This window comes from Streptomyces sp. MMG1533, from assembly GCF_001279775.1.
Classification (GTDB): Bacteria; Actinomycetota; Actinomycetes; order Streptomycetales; family Streptomycetaceae; genus Streptomyces.
Genome location: NZ_LGDG01000123.1, coordinates 98635 through 115773 on the forward strand (window position 1 = coordinate 98635; position 17139 = coordinate 115773).

16 protein-coding genes and 1 pseudogene are annotated in these 17139 nt (G+C 70.2%); 8 read left to right on the forward strand and 9 right to left on the reverse strand.

Annotated features, from left to right (window positions below):
* Nucleotides 1-204: 204 nt before the first annotated feature.
* The 3 genes from ADK57_RS15280 to ADK57_RS15290 all read left to right on the forward strand — a co-directional run bounded on the left by ADK57_RS15280 (nt 205) and on the right by ADK57_RS15290 (nt 3300).
* Nucleotides 205-1065 (forward strand): GNAT family N-acetyltransferase, encoded by an 861-nt coding sequence (locus tag ADK57_RS15280; RefSeq protein ID WP_053750006.1) that lies wholly within the window; start codon nt 205-207, stop codon nt 1063-1065.
* 127 nt (nt 1066-1192) lie between these two features.
* Complete coding sequence (locus tag ADK57_RS15285; RefSeq protein ID WP_053750007.1) at nt 1193-1972, forward strand: SDR family NAD(P)-dependent oxidoreductase; 780 nt, start codon at nt 1193-1195, stop codon at nt 1970-1972.
* Nucleotides 1973-2613: 641 nt separating this feature from the next.
* Nucleotides 2614-3300 carry a hypothetical protein gene (locus tag ADK57_RS15290; protein ID WP_053750008.1) on the forward strand — a complete coding sequence of 229 codons (687 nt, stop codon included), beginning with the start codon at nt 2614-2616 and terminating at the stop codon, nt 3298-3300.
* A 78-nt stretch (nt 3301-3378) separates the two neighbouring features.
* Here the strand turns inward: ADK57_RS15290 and ADK57_RS15295 are convergent, their stop codons facing one another.
* A complete protein-coding gene (locus ADK57_RS15295) occupies nt 3379-3717 on the reverse strand; it encodes a winged helix-turn-helix transcriptional regulator (RefSeq protein WP_053750009.1) in 339 nt (112 codons plus the stop codon).
* A gap of 71 nt (nt 3718-3788) precedes the next feature.
* Between ADK57_RS15295 and ADK57_RS15300 the strand changes: the two genes are divergently transcribed.
* Both ADK57_RS15300 and ADK57_RS15305 read left to right on the forward strand, forming a co-directional pair.
* The gene (locus ADK57_RS15300; protein ID WP_078973132.1) at nt 3789-4724 is read left to right on the forward strand and encodes an NAD(P)-dependent oxidoreductase; all 936 of its coding nucleotides are present in this window, start codon (nt 3789-3791) and stop codon (nt 4722-4724) included.
* A 195-nt stretch (nt 4725-4919) separates the two neighbouring features.
* Nucleotides 4920-5756, forward strand: a complete 837-nt coding sequence (locus tag ADK57_RS15305) for a nitroreductase/quinone reductase family protein (protein WP_053750010.1) — start codon at nt 4920-4922, stop codon at nt 5754-5756.
* An 18-nt stretch (nt 5757-5774) separates the two neighbouring features.
* Here ADK57_RS15305 and ADK57_RS15310 read toward each other — a convergent pair.
* The 4 genes and pseudogenes from ADK57_RS15310 to ADK57_RS15325 all read right to left on the reverse strand — a co-directional run bounded on the left by ADK57_RS15310 (nt 5775) and on the right by ADK57_RS15325 (nt 11857).
* Nucleotides 5775-7801 (reverse strand): annotated as a pseudogene (locus tag ADK57_RS15310) (HelD family protein).
* A 93-nt stretch (nt 7802-7894) separates the two neighbouring features.
* A complete protein-coding gene (locus tag ADK57_RS15315) occupies nt 7895-8506 on the reverse strand; it encodes a TetR family transcriptional regulator (RefSeq protein ID WP_053750011.1) in 612 nt (203 codons plus the stop codon).
* Nucleotides 8507-8553: 47 nt separating this feature from the next.
* On the reverse strand, nt 8554-10740 hold the full coding sequence (locus ADK57_RS15320; protein WP_234390195.1) for an aminoglycoside phosphotransferase family protein: 2187 nt from the start codon (nt 10738-10740) through the stop codon (nt 8554-8556).
* 241 nt (nt 10741-10981) lie between these two features.
* On the reverse strand, nt 10982-11857 hold the full coding sequence (locus ADK57_RS15325; RefSeq protein ID WP_053750012.1) for a GntR family transcriptional regulator: 876 nt from the start codon (nt 11855-11857) through the stop codon (nt 10982-10984).
* 170 nt (nt 11858-12027) lie between these two features.
* Between ADK57_RS15325 and ADK57_RS15330 the strand changes: the two genes are divergently transcribed.
* Nucleotides 12028-12216 (forward strand): hypothetical protein, encoded by a 189-nt coding sequence (locus ADK57_RS15330; protein ID WP_324612192.1) that lies wholly within the window; start codon nt 12028-12030, stop codon nt 12214-12216.
* Here ADK57_RS15330 and ADK57_RS15335 read toward each other — a convergent pair.
* Together ADK57_RS15335 and ADK57_RS15340 are read right to left on the reverse strand one after the other, a co-directional pair.
* Nucleotides 12207-12926 (reverse strand): HAD family hydrolase, encoded by a 720-nt coding sequence (locus ADK57_RS15335; RefSeq protein WP_053750013.1) that lies wholly within the window; start codon nt 12924-12926, stop codon nt 12207-12209. The two genes, ADK57_RS15330 and ADK57_RS15335, sit on opposite strands and share 10 nt — an antisense overlap.
* A gap of 29 nt (nt 12927-12955) precedes the next feature.
* Nucleotides 12956-13828 (reverse strand): winged helix-turn-helix domain-containing protein, encoded by an 873-nt coding sequence (locus tag ADK57_RS15340; protein ID WP_053750014.1) that lies wholly within the window; start codon nt 13826-13828, stop codon nt 12956-12958.
* 163 nt (nt 13829-13991) lie between these two features.
* Here ADK57_RS15340 and ADK57_RS15345 point away from each other — a divergent pair, with 163 nt between their 5' ends.
* Complete coding sequence (locus ADK57_RS15345; RefSeq protein ID WP_053750015.1) at nt 13992-14180, forward strand: hypothetical protein; 189 nt, start codon at nt 13992-13994, stop codon at nt 14178-14180.
* Between the two features lie 35 nt (nt 14181-14215).
* Here ADK57_RS15345 and ADK57_RS15350 read toward each other — a convergent pair whose 3' ends face one another.
* Nucleotides 14216-15133 (reverse strand): winged helix-turn-helix domain-containing protein, encoded by a 918-nt coding sequence (locus ADK57_RS15350; protein WP_078973135.1) that lies wholly within the window; start codon nt 15131-15133, stop codon nt 14216-14218.
* A gap of 157 nt (nt 15134-15290) precedes the next feature.
* Here ADK57_RS15350 and ADK57_RS15355 point away from each other — a divergent pair, with 157 nt between their 5' ends.
* Nucleotides 15291-15476: a hypothetical protein gene (locus ADK57_RS15355; protein ID WP_053750017.1), complete on the forward strand. Its 186-nt coding sequence runs from the start codon at nt 15291-15293 to the stop codon at nt 15474-15476.
* Nucleotides 15477-15695: 219 nt separating this feature from the next.
* Here the strand turns inward: ADK57_RS15355 and ADK57_RS15360 are convergent, their stop codons facing one another.
* A complete protein-coding gene (locus ADK57_RS15360) occupies nt 15696-16961 on the reverse strand; it encodes a GNAT family N-acetyltransferase (RefSeq protein ID WP_053750018.1) in 1266 nt (421 codons plus the stop codon).
* Between the last annotated feature and the right edge of the window lie 178 nt (nt 16962-17139).

The window sequence follows — 17139 nt, forward strand, 5'->3', positions numbered from 1 at the left end:
GCGACAATTAGCTCGCTCCGTCTCAGCTTGCGGGCGGGCGCTTGTGCCCGTGCCCGTTGCAGGGCCCGCCGAAGGGGCGAACAGGGCTGACAGGGCGATACAGGGCGCTCGCCACCTTCCTGGCGCGGAAGCACGACCAACCTCCGCTGCCTCGCCCTGGCTGGAAAGTACGGGGCACACCCACAGCATGGGGAAGCATGAAGCATGCGCCCGGATGACTGGCACCTCACCGAAGACGTCGACGACTTTCTCGCCCGAGCCGGAGACTTCCTGCGCTCTCGGCCCGGCCCGCACGTCATGCAGCTGACGTGGGCCGAGAGAGTGCGAGCCCGTGGGGCGAAGGCGTTCGGCACCGAAGCCCCCGTCTTCGGCCTTCTGGAGCGAGCGGGCGAGGTCCACGCCACCTTCTACCGTCTCCCGCCCCGTGGTTTCGGCCTCTCGCCGCTCACGCCCGAGCAGGCCGACTCCCTCGCCGCCCGCCTGGCCGCCCTCGGGCACTCCCTTCCCTCCGTCAGCGCGGACCACAGCACCGCCACCGCTTTCGCCGCGGCCTGGCAGCGGCACACCGGCGCGACGCCGAAGATCCGCGACACGCGGCTGCGTCTGTACCGCCTCGGCACGCTCACCCCACCGGAGCCGATGCCGGCGGGCCGGGGCCGCGTCCTGGGAGAGCAGGACCTTGAGCAAGACATGTTCTGGTGCGGCGAGTTCGCCAAGGCCGTCGGGGAAGACGTCTCCATCGACGCCGACACGTGGGCCGACACCCGCTTCGCCGACAAGCGCTACACACTCTGGGAGACCCCGGACGGCACCCCCGTCTCCATCGCGGGCATGAACCCGTTGATCGGCGGCCAGATCCAGGTGGACATCGTCTACACCCCGGCCGACCTACGCGGTCGCGGCTACGCGGGCGCCGTGACGGCGGAGGTGAGCTTGGCCGCGCTGGCCGCGGGCGCGAGGGATGTCGTGCTGTTCGCGGACCTGTCCAACCCCACCAGCAACGCCCTCTACCAGCGCCTCGGCTATCGCACGCTCACCGACTGGGCCGCGTACGACTTCTCCTAGCCGCCCGGGATTCAGCCCGGCGGCACTCATGGACTTACTCATGGACTCGGCCGCCGCTGGAGCTGACCCGGGTGCGGAGTACTTGCCCTGGCAACGTCGCCGTGAACACGCCGTCTAGGGTGCGGTCATGAGCTCGCACAACTACCTCTCCGAACTGTTCTCGCTGGACGGCCGGGTCGCCGTGGTGACGGGCGGCAGCTCCGGCATCGGCCGGGCCATCGCCGGGGCTCTCGCGCGGGCGGGGGCGAGCGTGGTGATCGTGGCGCGCAAGGAGCAGGAACTGGCCGCCACGGTGGACGAGTTGGCGGCGGACGGCTGCCGGGCGGCCTGGGTGAGCGCCGACCTGAGCACCCGCGACGGGGTGCGCGCGGCGGCTGAGCAGGCGGCCGGGGTGTTCGGCGAGCCGGACGTTCTCGTCAACAGCGCCGGGATCAACGTACGGCCGCCGATGAGCGAACTGGGCGAGGACGTGTGGGACGCCACGATGGCGGTGAACCTGGAGGCGCCCTACCTGTTGGGCCTGCGGTTCGGGCCCGGCATGGCCGAGCGGGGCTTCGGGCGGATCATCCACATCACTTCCCAGCAGGCGCACCGGGCGTTCGTCCAGAGCGGCGCCTACGGGGTCTCCAAGGGGGCGCTGGAGTCGCTGGCCCGCTCTCAGGCGGAGGCATGGTCGCCGCACGGCGTCACCTGCAACACACTGGTGCCCGGCTTCGTCATGACCCCGCTCAACGCGCGGTTGTCGTCCGACCCGGAGAAGGTGGCGGCGCTGGCCGCACGCACGATGGTCGGGCGCAACGGCCTGGCCGACGACTTCGCCGGAGCGGCGGTGTTCCTGGCGAGCCGCGCCTCGGGCTATGTCACCGGGCAGGCGATCTTCGTCGACGGCGGGTTCTCCGTCCACTGAGCCCCACCCCGCGGGAGCACCGAACCACCCCGCTCGCAGCTGACCGGAACACGCGGCCCAGGAAGCCGGAAGCCGCAGGACGCCGGAAGCCGCAGGACGCCGCTGAAGCCGGATGCCGAACGACGGGACGCCTGACTCCCCGAACGGACCGACCGGGATTCAGTACTCGTCGGAGAGCGCACGGGCGACGGCTGCGACATCCTGGTCATCCTGGTATGCGCGCCAGTGGACGACGCAGCCGTCCCGGACCCGCAGGACCAGCACGAACGCGGTGCCCGCTCGCGCCGCGGCCGGTCGTGCTCACCCGGCCCGTCACCTCGTACTCGGCCGTCCGATGGACGGTGACGCTGCGGAAGCCGTCGAACCGGACGGGCAGGGCGCTCCTGCGCACCGCATCGGCCGCGACCGACACCTGAACCACGGGCTGCGGGGCCGCACGTCTCCGGACCTGGCTCGCCGCCCATGCGGGTGTCGCGGGCGCGGCAGCAGCGTCGCCCGGACGCGTCGGCGCACCGCCTGGGGGCCGCTGCTGGGCGTGGTGACCGTGCACTACTACCGGCGCCGCACGCGCGGGTGAGGGGCCGGCCGCCCCGCCCCGGCCCGTCGCCGCAATTGTCAGACCCCTGCTGTTGGATGCCCACGTGACCATTCACGACGTGGCTCGGCGCCTGCCCGACATTCCCGCCCTTCGCGACCACTGCCGGTCGATGGCGATGCTGGAAGCGATACTCAGCCCGGAATGGGGCGACCGGCACCACTCGTTCGACGCGCGCTGGTCCGACGGGGAGGAGATGGCCTCGATGCGGAACGGATCGGGGGACGAGTTCGCCGTCGTCTTCTCGGCCGCCGGGGCGTACGTCCGTGGCTTTGCGCACGAGTCGCCCACGAGTCCCTACACCGACGACGGGCCGTGGCCCGGTGTGGTGGACGAGGTTCCCGAGGTCTTTCGTTCGTACGTCGAGGAGCCCGCGTTCACGGACGAGGACGGGATGCCTGTCGTGACCGCCTGTGCGTGGCGGGAGACGGGGGACGGTACTTGGCGGACAGGGGCGATCGAGTTCCCCGGCGGGGACGGGAGCGGCGGCGATCCGGACGGCTCCGGGTACCTGTTCCGGCTGCTGGTCGACCGGTCGCCGGAGGCGTTCCGGGACTTCGCCGAGGACCAGTACGAAGTCCCGGTGTCCCTCGCGGCCGTACGGCACGTGTTCGCGCTGCGCCCGCTCACCGGCGAGGTGGTGGCGGCTCTCAACCCCGAGACCTCCGTGGACGCCCTGTCGACGGACATCGCCGGGATCGGCTACCCGACGGGCAACGGCGCCCACGGCTGACGCCGGCCTGACCGCCGTACCCACTTATTTGTGGGTACTTGGCAGCGCCCGCCGCACGACCGAGGCTGGTGTCGGCCGTCAAGGGGCCGCCATTTTCTCCAGACGGCGGTGGCCCCAGTCGGAGAGGGGGGCGAGGGCCTCGGAGAGTTCTCGGCCGAAGTCGGTCAGGGAGTACACCGTCTTCAGCGGGAGTACGTCGTGCACCTCCCGGTGCACCAGCCCGTCCGTCTCCATCTCGCGCAGCGCCTGGGTCAGCACCTTCTCGCTGAGCCCGGGCAGCCGGCGGCGCAGCTCGGCCGGGCGGTGCGGGCCGGACTCCAGCACCCACAGCAGTACGGTCTTCCACTTGCCGTCGATCACGGCGATCGCGGCGGTCACTCCACAGACGTTCGGATCCTGAGCACGCTCGCGCGTCATCCGCGCCCCCTTTGTCATCCATTGTCCGCGCCAGTTCGCGGAATCCCCGTTGCCTTCACAGGAGTTGAAGCATGTCCACGCACAGCAGCCAGTCCACCGGCTCCGACCGGTCCACCGGCTCCGACCAGTCTGCCGTCACCGTCCTCGGACTGGGCCCGATGGGCCGGGCCCTCGCCGGTGCCCTCCTCGACGCCGGTCTGCGCACCACCGTATGGAACCGCACGCCCGGCAAGGAACGGGAGTTGCTCGCCGGCGGAGCGACCGGCGCGCCCTCCGCCGCCGAGGCGGTCGCCGCGAGTGCGCTGACCGTCGTCTGCGTGGTGAACTACGACGCGGCCGACGGCATCCTGCGGGACCCCGCCGTCACCGACGCCCTCAAGGGCCGTACGGTCGTGAACCTGACCGCCGACACCCCCGACCGCGCCCGGGACTCGGCGAGTTGGGCGGCGGCCCACGGCGTCCGCTACCTGGACGGCGCGATCATGACGCCGACCACCACCATCGGAACGCCCGACGCGGTGTTCCTGCACAGCGGCCCCGCCGGCCTCTACCAGGAGCACCGCCCCGTACTGGAGGCGCTGGGCGGCACCCACACCCACCTCGGTGAGGAGATCGGCCGGGCCGCCTCCTTCGACATCGCCCTGCTCGACGTCTTCTGGACGGCGATGGCGGGGTACGCGCACGCCCTGGCGATGGCCCGGGCGGAGGGCATCACCGCCCTGGAACTCGCCCCCTTCGCCCAGGGCATCGGCGCGATCCTCCCGCCGCTCTTCGAGGAGTTCGCGCGGGACGTCGACAGCGGCACCTTCTCCGGCGAACTCAACCCGATCACCTCGGCGGTGTCGTCGATGGAGCACATCGTCCGGGCCTCCGAGTCGCACGGCATCGACGCGAGTGTCATGCGCGCGACCGAGGGCCTGGCCCGCCGCGTGGTCGGCCTCGGCCACGGCGGGGACGGGTTCATACGGGTCACCGAGCTGCTGGGCCGTACCGCCGCGAGGTCCTGAAACCCGGTGGCGTCAGCCGTGGGCCGGCAGCTAGCGTGCCCCCATGACTGCCGGGTCGGCCTCGTGCCGTGAGCGAATCGGGTGCCCGGCCTCTGAGTGAGGTCGTGGTGGGCAAGGGGCCCGCCTTCTTCTCTGCGCATTTCCCCAGGAATTCCCCCAGGACGGAAACCAGCGGCAGAGAAGGAAGAGAAGACAATGCCCAACGCGTTCAATCAGCAGGTCATCGACGAGTTCCGCGCCAACAAGGGCCGCATGAGCGGCTACTTCGAAGGCGCCCGGCTGATCCTGCTCACCACCACCGGCGCTCGCACCGGCACCCCGCACACCACCCCCGTCGGCTACCTCCCCGACGGCGGTGAGCGCATCCTCGTCATCGCCTCGGCCGGCGGCGCGCCCACGCATCCGCACTGGTATCGCAACCTCCTCGCGCATCCCCGGGCGACCGTGGAGAGCGGTGCGTTCACGTACGAGGCGCGGGCCGTCGTACTGGAGGCCGAGGAGCGGGAGGAGGCCTTCGCGCGGGCCGTCGAGGCGGACCCGGGCTGGGCGGCGTATCAGGAGAAGACGGAGCGGCTGATCCCGGTGGTCGCCCTGTACGAGATCGCGCAGGGCGGCCCGCCGAACATCAACGCCCGGTCCATGGGCGAGGCGATCAAGGTGGTCCATGACGCCTTTCGGCGCGAACTCGCCCAGATTCGGAAGGAGATGAGCGCGGGCTCCTCGACCCTCGGCGCCCAGCTCCGTGTCAACTGCCTGACCTTCTGCCAGGGCCTGCACAACCACCACACCGGCGAGGACCTCGGCATGTTCCCCGTCCTCGCCGGCCGTCACCCGGAGGCAGCCGACGCACTGGCGCGGCTGCGCGAGGAACACGTGCGGATCGCCGCACTCGCCGAGGACCTGCGCCGGGCCGTGACCGCCGAGGGCACGGCCCGGGACACGGCCCGCGCGGAGGTCGAGCGCCTCACGGCCGAGCTCGAAGCCCATCTGACGTACGAGGAGGAGCAGTTGATCCCGCTCCTCGACGCGTGATGCCGTAGCCGGACAGGCCTAGAACGGCAACGGCCGCCCGTGCAGCACCTCCAGCCGGGACACCGCCCGCGTGAGCACCACGTACAGCCGGTGCAGCCCCCGCTCCTCCGCCTCCGCGATCGCGGCGGGCTCGACGGCGACGACATGGTCGTACTCGAGGCCCTTGACGAGGGTCGCGGGTACGACGCTCACGCGGGCGGCCGGCGTGTCCGCGCCCGCCGCCGGGATCCCGGCGGCTTCGAGCGCCCGCCGCACCCGGTCGACGTCCGCGTCGGCCGCGACGACCCCGACGGACCCTTCGCGCGCCGCCGCATCCCGTACGGCGTCCACGACCGCGCCGAGCAGATCGCCCGCGACCGGCCTGATCCTCAACTCCCCGTCCCCGCGCAGCGACCGGCCTGCGGGACGTCCACGTCCAGCCGCGTCAGCAGCCGGTTGGCGAGCGCCACGACGGCCTTCGGCACACGGAAGCCGGTCGTCAGCGGTACGACGACCGCGTCCGGTTTCCCCAGGTGGCGCAGGGTCGTGTCCCAGGACCGGGCCGCCCAGGGCGTGGTCCCCTGGGCCAGATCACCGAGGACCGTCAGCGAGCCGAAGGCGGCCCGGCGGGCGATCGCCCGGCACTCCATCGGGGAGAGGTCCTGCGCCTCGTCGAGAACGAGATGGCCGTACCCCTCGGGATGCTCGACGAGCCCGGCGACCTCGTCGAGGAGGACGAGGTCGGCAGCCGACCAGCGCGCCGACTTCCACGACCGCGGCGGCCTCGCCCACAGCAGGGCCTTCTGCTCGTCGGCGTCCAGCAGCCCGTCGGCCGCCGCCTCCAACACCGCCCGGTCGGTGAGGAGTTCGGCCACGACCTCCTCCGGCCGGACCCGCGGCCACACGGCATCGACGTACCCCCCGACCGCCCGCGACCGCGAGATCCGCTGCACCCAGGCGGCGCTCCGCGGCCCCGCCCGCCGCTCGGCCCGCAGCTGCACACACCGCACGACCCGACTGCGCACCCGCTCCCGCCCGACACCGTACGGCGGCTCCTCCGCCCGTACGCCGTCCACGATCCGCACGAGTTCGTCGGCGGCCACCCGCCACTGGTACGAGCCGTCGGGCACCGCGAGAGACCCCGTCCCCTCCGCCGACACCCGCGCGTACAGCGCCCGCCGCAGCACCTCCGCCATCCGGACGTCGTGCTTGACGACGGCCGTCCGCTGCTCGTCGGCACCGTCGGCCGGATGCCGGGCGATCTCCTCCAGGAGCGTCGACTGCCGTACGCCCGTCTCGCCCAGGGCCGGCAGGACCGCCGCGATGTACGACAGGAAGGTCCGGTTGGGTCCGAGGATCAGCAGTCCGCCGCGCCGGATGCGCTGCGGGTGGGTGTAGAGCAGGTAGGCCGCCCGGTGCAGGCCGACCGCGGTCTTGCCGGTGCCCGGTGCGCCCTGCACGCACACCGACACGGACAGGTCCCCTCGTACGAGATCGTCCTGCTCGGGCTGGATGGTCGCGGCGATGTCCCGCATGGGACCGACCCGGGGACGCTCGACCTCGCGGGCGACGATGACACTCTCGCGGCTCTCGCCCCGGCCCAGGTGCTCGTCCTCCAGCCCCGTGAGGTCGGCGGAGTCGCCGCGGCTGCCGGGCGCCCAGCCGAAGCGGCGGCGGACGGCGACGCCCTGCGGGTCGCGGGCGCTGGCCTGGTAGAAGGCACGGGAGACGGGGGCCCGCCAGTCCACGACGAGGGGCGGGGCGGCCGGGTGCTCGCTGACCCGCAGCCGCCCGAGGTGGTACCCCTGCCCGGCATGCTCACCACCGGCGAAGTCCAACCGCCCGAAGAACAACGGCCCTTCGGGCAGTTCACGCATCTCCTTGGCCCGGCTGCGCAGCCGGTACCCGAGCACCTCGGCGTCGGCACCGGAGGCGGAGACGTCCTCGCCGGTGACGACGTGTTCCCCGGCCCCGTCGATCATGGCGGCGAGGGCGGCGCGGCACAGGTCGTGATGGGCGCGTTCGTGGCGGAGGGCGTCCTGGAGGGAAGGGTCGGGTGACGTCATTCCAGCGAGCGCACCGGAATAACGCAACCGAGTTACATTTCTTACCCTGACTCACTTGCCCCGGGCTCGGCAATCCCGCCGGCCCCGGCTCGCTCACGCCAGGTTCGGCAACCCGGCCTCCAGCACCCCGAACGCCCGCTCCGCCGCGGCCACCGCATCCCCCCGTACGTCCGCCACCTGCTCCCCCTCCGCGATCCGCCGCCAGTTCTCCAGCGCCAGGATCCGCTGTACGGCCACGATCTGCCCGGCGGCCAGCCGCGCCTCCAGCCCACCGCCGAGCGCCTCGGCCAGCGCGGCCTCCGACCGCTCCAGGTACGCGTACGTACGGGCGACCAGCGCGGGGGTCCCGTACAGCAACTCGTGAAAGGCGAGCACGGCGGGATGGTCATTGAGCCCGGTGACGGGATCACACCGCTCCAGCCCGTCGAGGAAGTGCCGCCGCAGCGAGGCGAGGGGCGGGACGCCCCGGTCCCGGGCCACCACCCGCGCGGCCTCCCCCTCGTGATCGGCGAACCGGTACAGGACGAGGTCCTCCTTCGCCGGGAAGTACCGGAACAGCGTCGGCTTCGAGATCTCCGCCGCGGCCGCCACCTCGGCGACGGACACCGCGTCGAACCCCTTCTCCAGGAACAGCCGGATCGCGATCTCCGACACGGTCCGGTACATCCGCTGCTTCTTGCGCTCGCGCAGGCCGATCTCACCCATGCGGTGAGGGTACGCACCATCCTGCGCTCGGCCGGGCCATGGCCTTCCTACGCCAGGGCCCGGGCAAGATAGGGATTCGCCGTCGGGCGGACCGGCAGGCCGAGGGAACCGGTGGCAACCGCCAGTGTCACGGCGTAGGAGTCGACCGCCCGCTTGACGTTGGGGGCGTCCAGGCTCGCGCCCGTCACGATGCGGTCGAGGTCGATGTACGCGGACCGGACGATCTCGATCCAGCGGTACACACGCCAGTCCTTGCGCCAGTTGCGGGTGTACTCGGGCGGCAGCTTCTTCTCCCAGCGGGAGAACATCCGGTCCCGGATCTCCGGCCGCGTGGGGGTGAGGTGCATGTGCCGGACCAGGTCGTACAGCGGATCGCCGACCAGTGCCATCTCCCAGTCGATGATGGTCAGCGCCAGGCGGTCGTCGCGGCGTACGAGGTTCCACGGGTTCAGGTCACCGTGCAGCAGGGCCGGCTCCCGCTCGCTCACCTCGTGCCGGGACAGGATCTCCTGCAGACGGTCCGCTTCGGGCAGCCCGAGCAGCCGGGCGAGCTGCTGCGACTCCTTCGGCAACTCACGCACGAGGGCGACGAGTTGACCCCTCAGCCAGCGGTGGAAGCTGCCTTCCCCGGATGTCGGGTCGACCTGCTTGTACTTCACGTGCGTCAGCGCGCAGAGCTGATCGACGAGCGCGTCCGCCTCGTGCGGCAGCAGCCCCTGCTCCGGATGGCGGAGGGGCTTGTCGATGTCCCGCGGTCCGACGTACGTGTGGATGGCGAAGCGGTCGTTCGGATAGCTTTCGCCCAGCGCCAGGGCCCTCGGCGCCGCCACGGCGATGTCGGCCTGCTCGATGGCCCTCAGTACGGCGTGTTCGCTGAGAAAGCTGCGCTCACGGCGGCAGACGTCGGGCAGCTTGCGCCGCACGACCACGGGAAAGTCGATGCTCGGCACCCGGACCACGGTGTTGAGGTGCGCGGTCCCCTTGAACACCCGGCCCGCCGAGGCGGCTCCCTCCGCAACCAGGGCCTCCCGTACGGCGGAGGCGGGAAAGTCCGGATGCTCGGGAAGACGCCGGTCCGGCTCCCAGCGGAAGGTCTGAACGAGCCGCCCCTGGCCGTCGTAGGAACCGCCGCTGCGGGACGTCAGCCACCGGAACAGAGCCCGCTCGATCTCCAGCTCGCCCGGCAGATTGGTGAGCCGCAACGGTTCCGCAGCCGCCGTGAGGGCGCGGTGCACCTCCGCCGTCGCCTCGTTCAGGCTCTTCTGGGTGCGGGTCTCCTCCAGGAACCTCGCGGCCCGCATCACGTCCGGATAGACGGACTGCGCCCGTTCGAAGGCGACGTAGTGGCGCAGGTCCCTGGTCAGGCCGTTCACTGCAGCGGGACGAGTGCTCTGCATCGCCTCCGCCCACGCCTCGACCACCTCGTCCCACTGGTGCGGCGGGTACTGCATGCGCACGAGGTGGGTCGCGAGGTCGTGCAGGGGATCGCCGTAGGTCGCAAGCTCCCAGTCGACGCAGATGAGCGGCGGAGCACCGCCGTACGACACGATCAGATTGTCGCGGTGCAGGTCGGCGTGGAGCAGGCTGTACGGCCGCCGGGCCATGGCGGGGACCCGCTCGGCCAGCCGGAGCAGAGCGTCCTCGGGGATGCCGAGCGACGCGAACAGCCCGCCGAAGACCGCCCGGTTGGGCCGCCTGATCTGCCGGTCCGCGAGGTGCGCCAGGGTCCGCAGGAACCCCTGACTGTCCGTGTCGTTGCGCGGCCAGACGGACGGCAGCGTCGGCAGCGCCCCGCGCCGCACCTGGGTCATCTGGGCGAGCAGGCCGGCCAGCGCCCTGATGAGCAGGGTGTCGACCGGTTTGCCGTTCGCACAGACGGCGGAGAGCGGTACGCCTTCCACATGGCTGTGGATCGCGAAGTGTTCCCGCTGGACGAGGCACTCCGGCACGTGCGGCAGGACCCCTTTGATGGCGGCGAGGATCTCCGCCTCGTCCTGCCAGGTCCTGATCACCACGGGCAGCACGTCGCTGCGCCGGATCCGGACGGTGACGGACGTGCCGACCGGACGGTGGAGCGCGCGCGCCATGGGTTCCGTCAGAGGCAGCACGTAGTTCTGGTTGTGGTACCCGCTGGCCGACTGGCCCTCCGCGGCGGCGTATCCCACGAAGGCCTGGTAGGTGTCGTCGAGCGTGGCGCGCTCCCCGACGGGACGGGGATCGGGAAGTGCGCCCACTGGCTGCTCCGGGTACGAGAAGGGGGAAGCTATGGCAAACCGTAAGCACGCGTCGAGAATCACGCATGACGGAACGACGCCAGTGGGTGGTTTGCCACTCTTCTGCGCGAGCTCCGTGCGAAGCCGTCCGACGTCGTCCTCGGTCGGCCTGTTGGCCATTTCATACGGACGATGGCGAGCGTTTGCTCAGTGTGTGCGGGCATGCTAGCAAGGCGCAGGACCCACCCTCGACCCGCCTCGGCTATTCGGAGAGCAGGTTCCAGACCGAGTCGAACCATTTCTGCATGCTCTCCACGAAGACGGTGCCCGGCGAGTTCGCGTGCCCGTCCTTCACATGGTGGGTGAGGGTGGCACCGAAGCCCAGGACGTCGAGCGCGGTGACCTCCTCGCCGGAGTCCAGCACGATTTGACGCTCGATCACTTCGTACAGCCCGTGCAGTGCCTCGACGCCGTTGAACAGGTAGAGCTTGAAGGCCGGGGACAACGGCGCGTGGCGGATCTGTACGTCGACGAAGGGCACCAGCCCTTCGGTCTGCAGATCTCTCAGCAACCCCTCGAGCGACTCCGTGTGCAGCTTGGTGATGTTGCGCAGGCGTTCCCGCAGGCGCGGGTCGTCCTTGTCGTCCTTTACGCGTGGATAGGGCAGGGGCAGCGTCACGTCCGGCAGGAGCATGCGCAGGGCGATGTGCTGGGGCGTGATGGCGCCGCCGCGGATGCGCTCCACCTGGAGCCGGATGTGGGCGTCGAGGGATTCGGACGTCAGCGTATAGACGTCCAAGGTGACTTCGGGCTGCTCGAAGGCCTCGCTGATGAGCGGTCCCAGCGTCATGCCGTGTCGCGACCTGGTGGCCTTGGGCGCCGAGGACTGTATGCGCTGGGTCTTGACCACCCGTGACCCGCTGCCCTGCCGTGACTCGACCCAGCCCTCGTCGGCCAGCTCCCGCAGCGCCCGCTGCACGGTGTCCCGGGAGACTCCCAGCTCCTCCGCAAGGTCGCGTTGTGACGGCAGGAAGGAACGCAGCGGATACGTCCCGTCCGTCATCCGCCCGCGCAACTCGTCGGCGACCCGCTGGAACTCCCTGCCGCCGCCGCTCTCACCGGTCTGCTGTGCATCCACGAGTGGACCGTACCGCTTTCAGTCCACTACCAAACCAATCCCTGGCCAATACGACCGGTCACATTGGCCTGTTGGTTAAGGGATCAATTGGACTGGGCAGACCAGTTTCAAGCAAGTCAGTCAATCGGACGGCTAGTTGGGGCACTTCACCGGAAGCGGAAGGGAGGTGGATGGACATGCTCCTGTTCCACGTACTCACGGGACTCTGCGAGTTCTCCCTGGGCCTGCTGGCGCAATCGAAACTCGGTGCGCTCGGTGCGGTGCTCCTGTTCCTGATCGGCGTCGGCATAAGGGCGCGCCGTGGCGGTCTCGCCGTCGGGGCCGCCGTGGTGTTCGCGCTGCTGATGACTCAGGCCTGAGTGCGGATCAGGTTGAGCACGGGCTCCAGCGAGGCGACGACCGTCGTCGCGCCCGCGTCCCTCAGAAGCTTTTCCTTGCGCTCATTACGCGCGTAGCCCAGAAACGGAACGCCGGCCTCATTGGCGGCGAGCAGGTCGGAGGGGGTATCGCCGATCATCAGGGCGGCCGAGGGTGCCGAACCCATCGCGTTGAGGGCCCGGTTGAGGCAGTGCGGGTCGGGCTTGAGGCGGTTGAGTTCCTGGGTGCGGCCGTAGATGTGCGGGGCGAAACAGGAGGTGAGACCGCGGCCGGCCAGGTAGGTGCGGACCACCTGGGGGGAGTTGTTGGTGGCGATCGCCAGCCTGGAACCCACCGCCTTCCAGGTGCGTATCAGCGGATCCGCGTACGGCGTGGGCATCGCCGACGGGGTGGCCCGCAGTTCTTCCTGGGTGAGACGTTCCTCCAACTCGTCCACCAGGTCACTGCCGGGGTGTCTGCGGTCGACGGCCCGCAGGACGATGTGCGGATCCAGGGACTTGCGTTCGGCTTCGCTCAACAGGCCGTGCAGGCCCCGCCCTTCGAGCCACTCCACCAGGTCCACCGCCACCCGCTCCGCCGAATGCCCCGCGAACAGGCGGCAGATCGGGCCGTCGAAGTCCCACAGCACGACCCGTACACCCGTGATCAGTTCACGCAGGTTTTCGATCTCGTCGTCCGAGTCCGCTGTCACCTGATCAGTCTGCCTCGTATCAGAAGTCACTAGGAGAGTGTCAGGTCCGTCGTGATGGTTTCCCAGAGGGCGTCGAACCACTTCTGGGATTCCTCCACAAATGCGGCGTCGCGCTGGCCGGCCGCGCTGTCGAAGGAGAAGAGGAGGGACTCGGTGCCGAGGACGTCGTACATGTCGAGGGTGCCGCTGTCCGAGAGCTCCTCGCGGCGCGTGACCATGTAGTACGCCATGAGAGCCTCCGCGCCGTTGAGGAGGTACAGCTTCACCGGCGGGGTGAAGGGGAGGGCGCGGAACGTGACCGAGACGTTGATGCCGTGCGAGGAGCGCAGGGAGCGGAGGTTGTGGCGCAGGACGTGGACCTGGGCGTTGCGCTGGGCCAGCCAGCGGTCGTGGACCGTGTCGTCGTCGCCGTCGACCTGGACCGGGAAGGCGAGGTTGATGTCCCGGGAGGGCAGCAGGATGCGGACCTGGATCGAATCGGGGCCCACCCGGCCCTCGTGCACCAGCCGGAGAGGTTCGCTCAGTCCCATCATCAACGTCTCGGCGGTGAGGCAGACCGCGTCGATGCGTACCTGCGGTACGGCGAACGCCGCCGACAGGCGCGGCGCCAGTGCGACCATCGTCGGCTGGGGCTCCCCCACGGCACGGACCGGTTCGGCGATCCGCGGCGGGCTCCCCTTGCTGACGTTGCTGAGCAGCCCGTCCTCCTGGAGCACTCGCAGCGCCTGGCGCACAGTGCCCCGCTCCACGTTGAACTCCTCGGCGAGTTCCGCCTGGGTGGGGAGGCGCTGGCCCGCCTTGAGGTCACCCACGCGGATGCGTTCGCGCAGGATGTCGGCGATTTCCTGAGGGGAGAGCCTTCTGCTGCCGTTCACTGCCACGTTCTCCTGGGTCACGACCAAACGCTACAACTGCGATCCATCTATGGGGAGTTGTTTGGAAGTTGTTTATGGATAGCTGCCAAGTGGGGACAACATAATCAGAGTTGGTTGCCAACTTGGTTGAGTTGGCGGAAGTTTTGCCTCCTGTTCCGTCCCGCCCCGGAAGTCTGAAGGGGGAACCACCATGCCTGTCCTCGCCCTCATCGCCGCAGTGTTCGTGGTCGGCATCGAGCAGACCGTCCAGTGGAAGTACGGCTTCGCCGGCATCGCCGGCCTGCTCCTGCTCACGATAGGCATCAAGGCCAAGAGTCCGGCCGTCAGCTCCGTCGGGGCGGTCATGCTCGCGTTGCTGGTCACGAGGCCGACCCTATGACCGACCGGTGCCTCGATCAGCCCCTGTGGGAGACGTCAGCTCGTGAGCAGCAGCTCCGAACTGATCGTCTCCCACAGTGCGTTGAACCACAGGTGGGACTGCTCCACGAAGGTCGTGTCGCGCAGGTCCGGGCCCTGCCCGAAGGCGAACAGCATCGACTGGGTGCCCTCGGCGTCGTACATCTCCAGGCGCTCGTGGTCGACCTCCTCCGCGCGCCGCGTCAGCGTGTAGTACGCGAACAGGGCCTCCGTGCCGTTGAGCAGGTACAGCTTCACCGGCGGGGTGAAGGGCAGGGCGCGGAAGGTGACGTGCACGTCGATGCCGTGGGTGGCGCGCAGGGCCAGCAGGTTGTGCTTCAGCACCTGGCCCTGCGCGTTGCGATGGGCCAGCCACTGCCGGTGGACCGGGGCGCCGTGGCCGTGGCCCTCGACCGGGACCGGGAAGGCGAGGTCGATGTCCCGGCTCGGCAGCAGGACACGCACGTCGATCTTGGCCGGTTTCAGCTGTCCGGCGTGGATCTGACGCAGCGGTTCGCCGATCGCGAGTGTGAGGGAGACCGAGGTCAGGCACAGGGCGTCGATCTCGACGTGCGGGGCGGCGAAGGCGGCCGCGATGCGGGGAGCGAGGGCCACCGTGGTGGGTAGCGGCGGGGCCCCGGGACCGGCCGGAGTCCCGCCCAGCCCCAGGTCGGGGGCCACGGTGGCCGGGCTTCCCTTGGAAACGTTGGTCAGCAGGTGCTCCGACTGCAGGATGTACAGCGCCTGCCGTACGACCCCCCGCTCGACCCCGAACTCGTCGGCCAGCCTGGCCTGTGTGGGCATGCGCTGGCCCGGTCGCAGTGTCCCTGACCGGATCCGGGCACGCAGCTCGTCGGCCACCTCGCGATGTGTCCTGTGTGGCCGTTGTGACCTCTTCCGCCCATTGACGGCGACGTGTTTCGGGTCCACGACCAAACACTACAACTTCCCGCCATCTTTGGGCAGTTCAAGTGAAGGTGGTTATGAGTCGCTTCCAAGTGGAGAGAACTACAGTGAAGTTGGTGGCCAACTTGCGCAACATGGTCAAACTTCAGCAAGGTTGGCCACCGTCCCAAGACAAGGGGGGACCGCCATGCCGCTCATCGCCCTCGCCATCGCCGCCCTCGCCGTCGGCTTCGAAGCGTTCGTCCAGTGGAAGCTGGGCGCGATGGGCATCGTCGCCTTCGTCGCGCTGACCGTCGGTGTCAAGACCAAGAGCGCCGCGATCGGCGGCATCGGAGCGGTCATCCTCGTGATGCTGCTCGCCCAGTCCGGCTGACCGGGCTCTCTTCCGGAGGGGAGCCGGGAGCCCGGTCGGTCTGCACAGCCACAACTGAACACCGTCAGCAACGAGCACAGCCACAACTCAACATCGTCGGCATCCAGCACAGCCACAACCGAACAGCTCGCTACGGATACCGCACAGCCACAACTGAACAGCTCGCTACGGATGCGAAGCAAACAGGCAAGCAGCACTGTCGTCGGCCGAAGGGAGGTCTCAGAACATGTCCGGGCACCAAGGCCGCCTGGACGTACGCAGCAGGGCGTCGGCCAACCGGGCGGCGCCCGCTCGTTCTTCCCGGACCCGGCCCAGCGCCGCAAGCCGCACCGTGGACTCGTCACCCAGCCACAGGGCAGCCAAGTCCCCGATGTCCAGAGTGAGTTCGGCGTTCCGCGTCGTCGGCGTACAGGATCCGCCCGCCGCCGACGCCTCCAGCCGGTAGCGCCCGCCGGTCAGGCCGTCCCGGTCGGCCACCTCAAGGACCAGTGAGCCCTCACCGACGTAGGTCCGCGCCTCGAGCGCCCGCACGACGTCCAGGATCCGCACCCACAGCCAGTCGCCCTGTGTGGTGGCCGTGGCCGCCCTCGGGTTCGGCAGGACGAACGGCAGCAGGTCGTCGGGGGCCCGCCAGCCGCTCTTCACCTTCGTGACCCAGTCGATCGAGCAGAGGTAGCGCCACAGGGCGCGCTCGGCGGCCGGGGTCGACGCGAGCAGCCACCTCACGGACAGCGTGTCGTGCGGCTGCTTGCCGTGCCAGTTGTCGTCGATCGCGTACGAGACCAGGCCGTCGACCTCGCCGTCCGCCGAGCGGTACACCGCGTAGTGCGGCTCGGTCCACGACGGGTCGAACCGTACGACACCGGTGTTGACCTTCCACCACGTCTCGTCGCGGCTGACCGCACCGGGCTGGGCGCGGCGCACCCGCTCGTGGAGTTCGGGGCCGAGCTTGCGGACGTCCTCGCCGTCCACGAGGTCGATACGGCCGCCGTCCTCGGGGATGCCGGAGCGGCGGGGGTCGAGGCCGGTGCGCGGGACGTCGACCGTCCACTCGGTCATCCAGGTGGCGGGGCCGAAGCCGTAGCGGCCGTAGATCTGGTACTCGGCGGCGATCAGGGTGGCGACGACGTCGCCGCGCTCCTTCGCGGCCGCCAGGTCGTGGGCCATCATGCGGGTGAGCAGGCCGCGGCGGCGGTGGGTGGCGGTGACGGTGACGCCGGTGACCGCGTCGGCGGGGACGGTCGTGCCGCCGACGGCCGTGAGTTCCTGGGTGAAGGACTTGAAGGTGGCGACGCAGCGGCCCTTGTCGAAGGCGCCGAGGTAGCGGTCGGTCTCGCCCGCTTCGAACTGGGCTCGGCGGGCTTCGAGTTCGGTGTCGGTGGGGATGGGTTCGCGCAGGAAGCCGGTGTTCACCGCGCGGAGCCAGTCGGGGAACTCGGACTCGGTGATGGGCCGGACGTCGATGGTGGGGTGCGGGCGGGTCATGGGGTCACGGTAGGCGTACGTCTGTGGGGTGTCGCGGGATTTCCTCGCCCCCGCCGCCCCTGCCCGACCCGACCCCAGGGGGCGCGGCCCCTTCGACCCCCGCCAGGGGGCTCCGCCCCCTGGACCCCCGACCTTCGCCCACCCGCCACCCGACTCGGTCGGTCAAGAAGTAGCACCC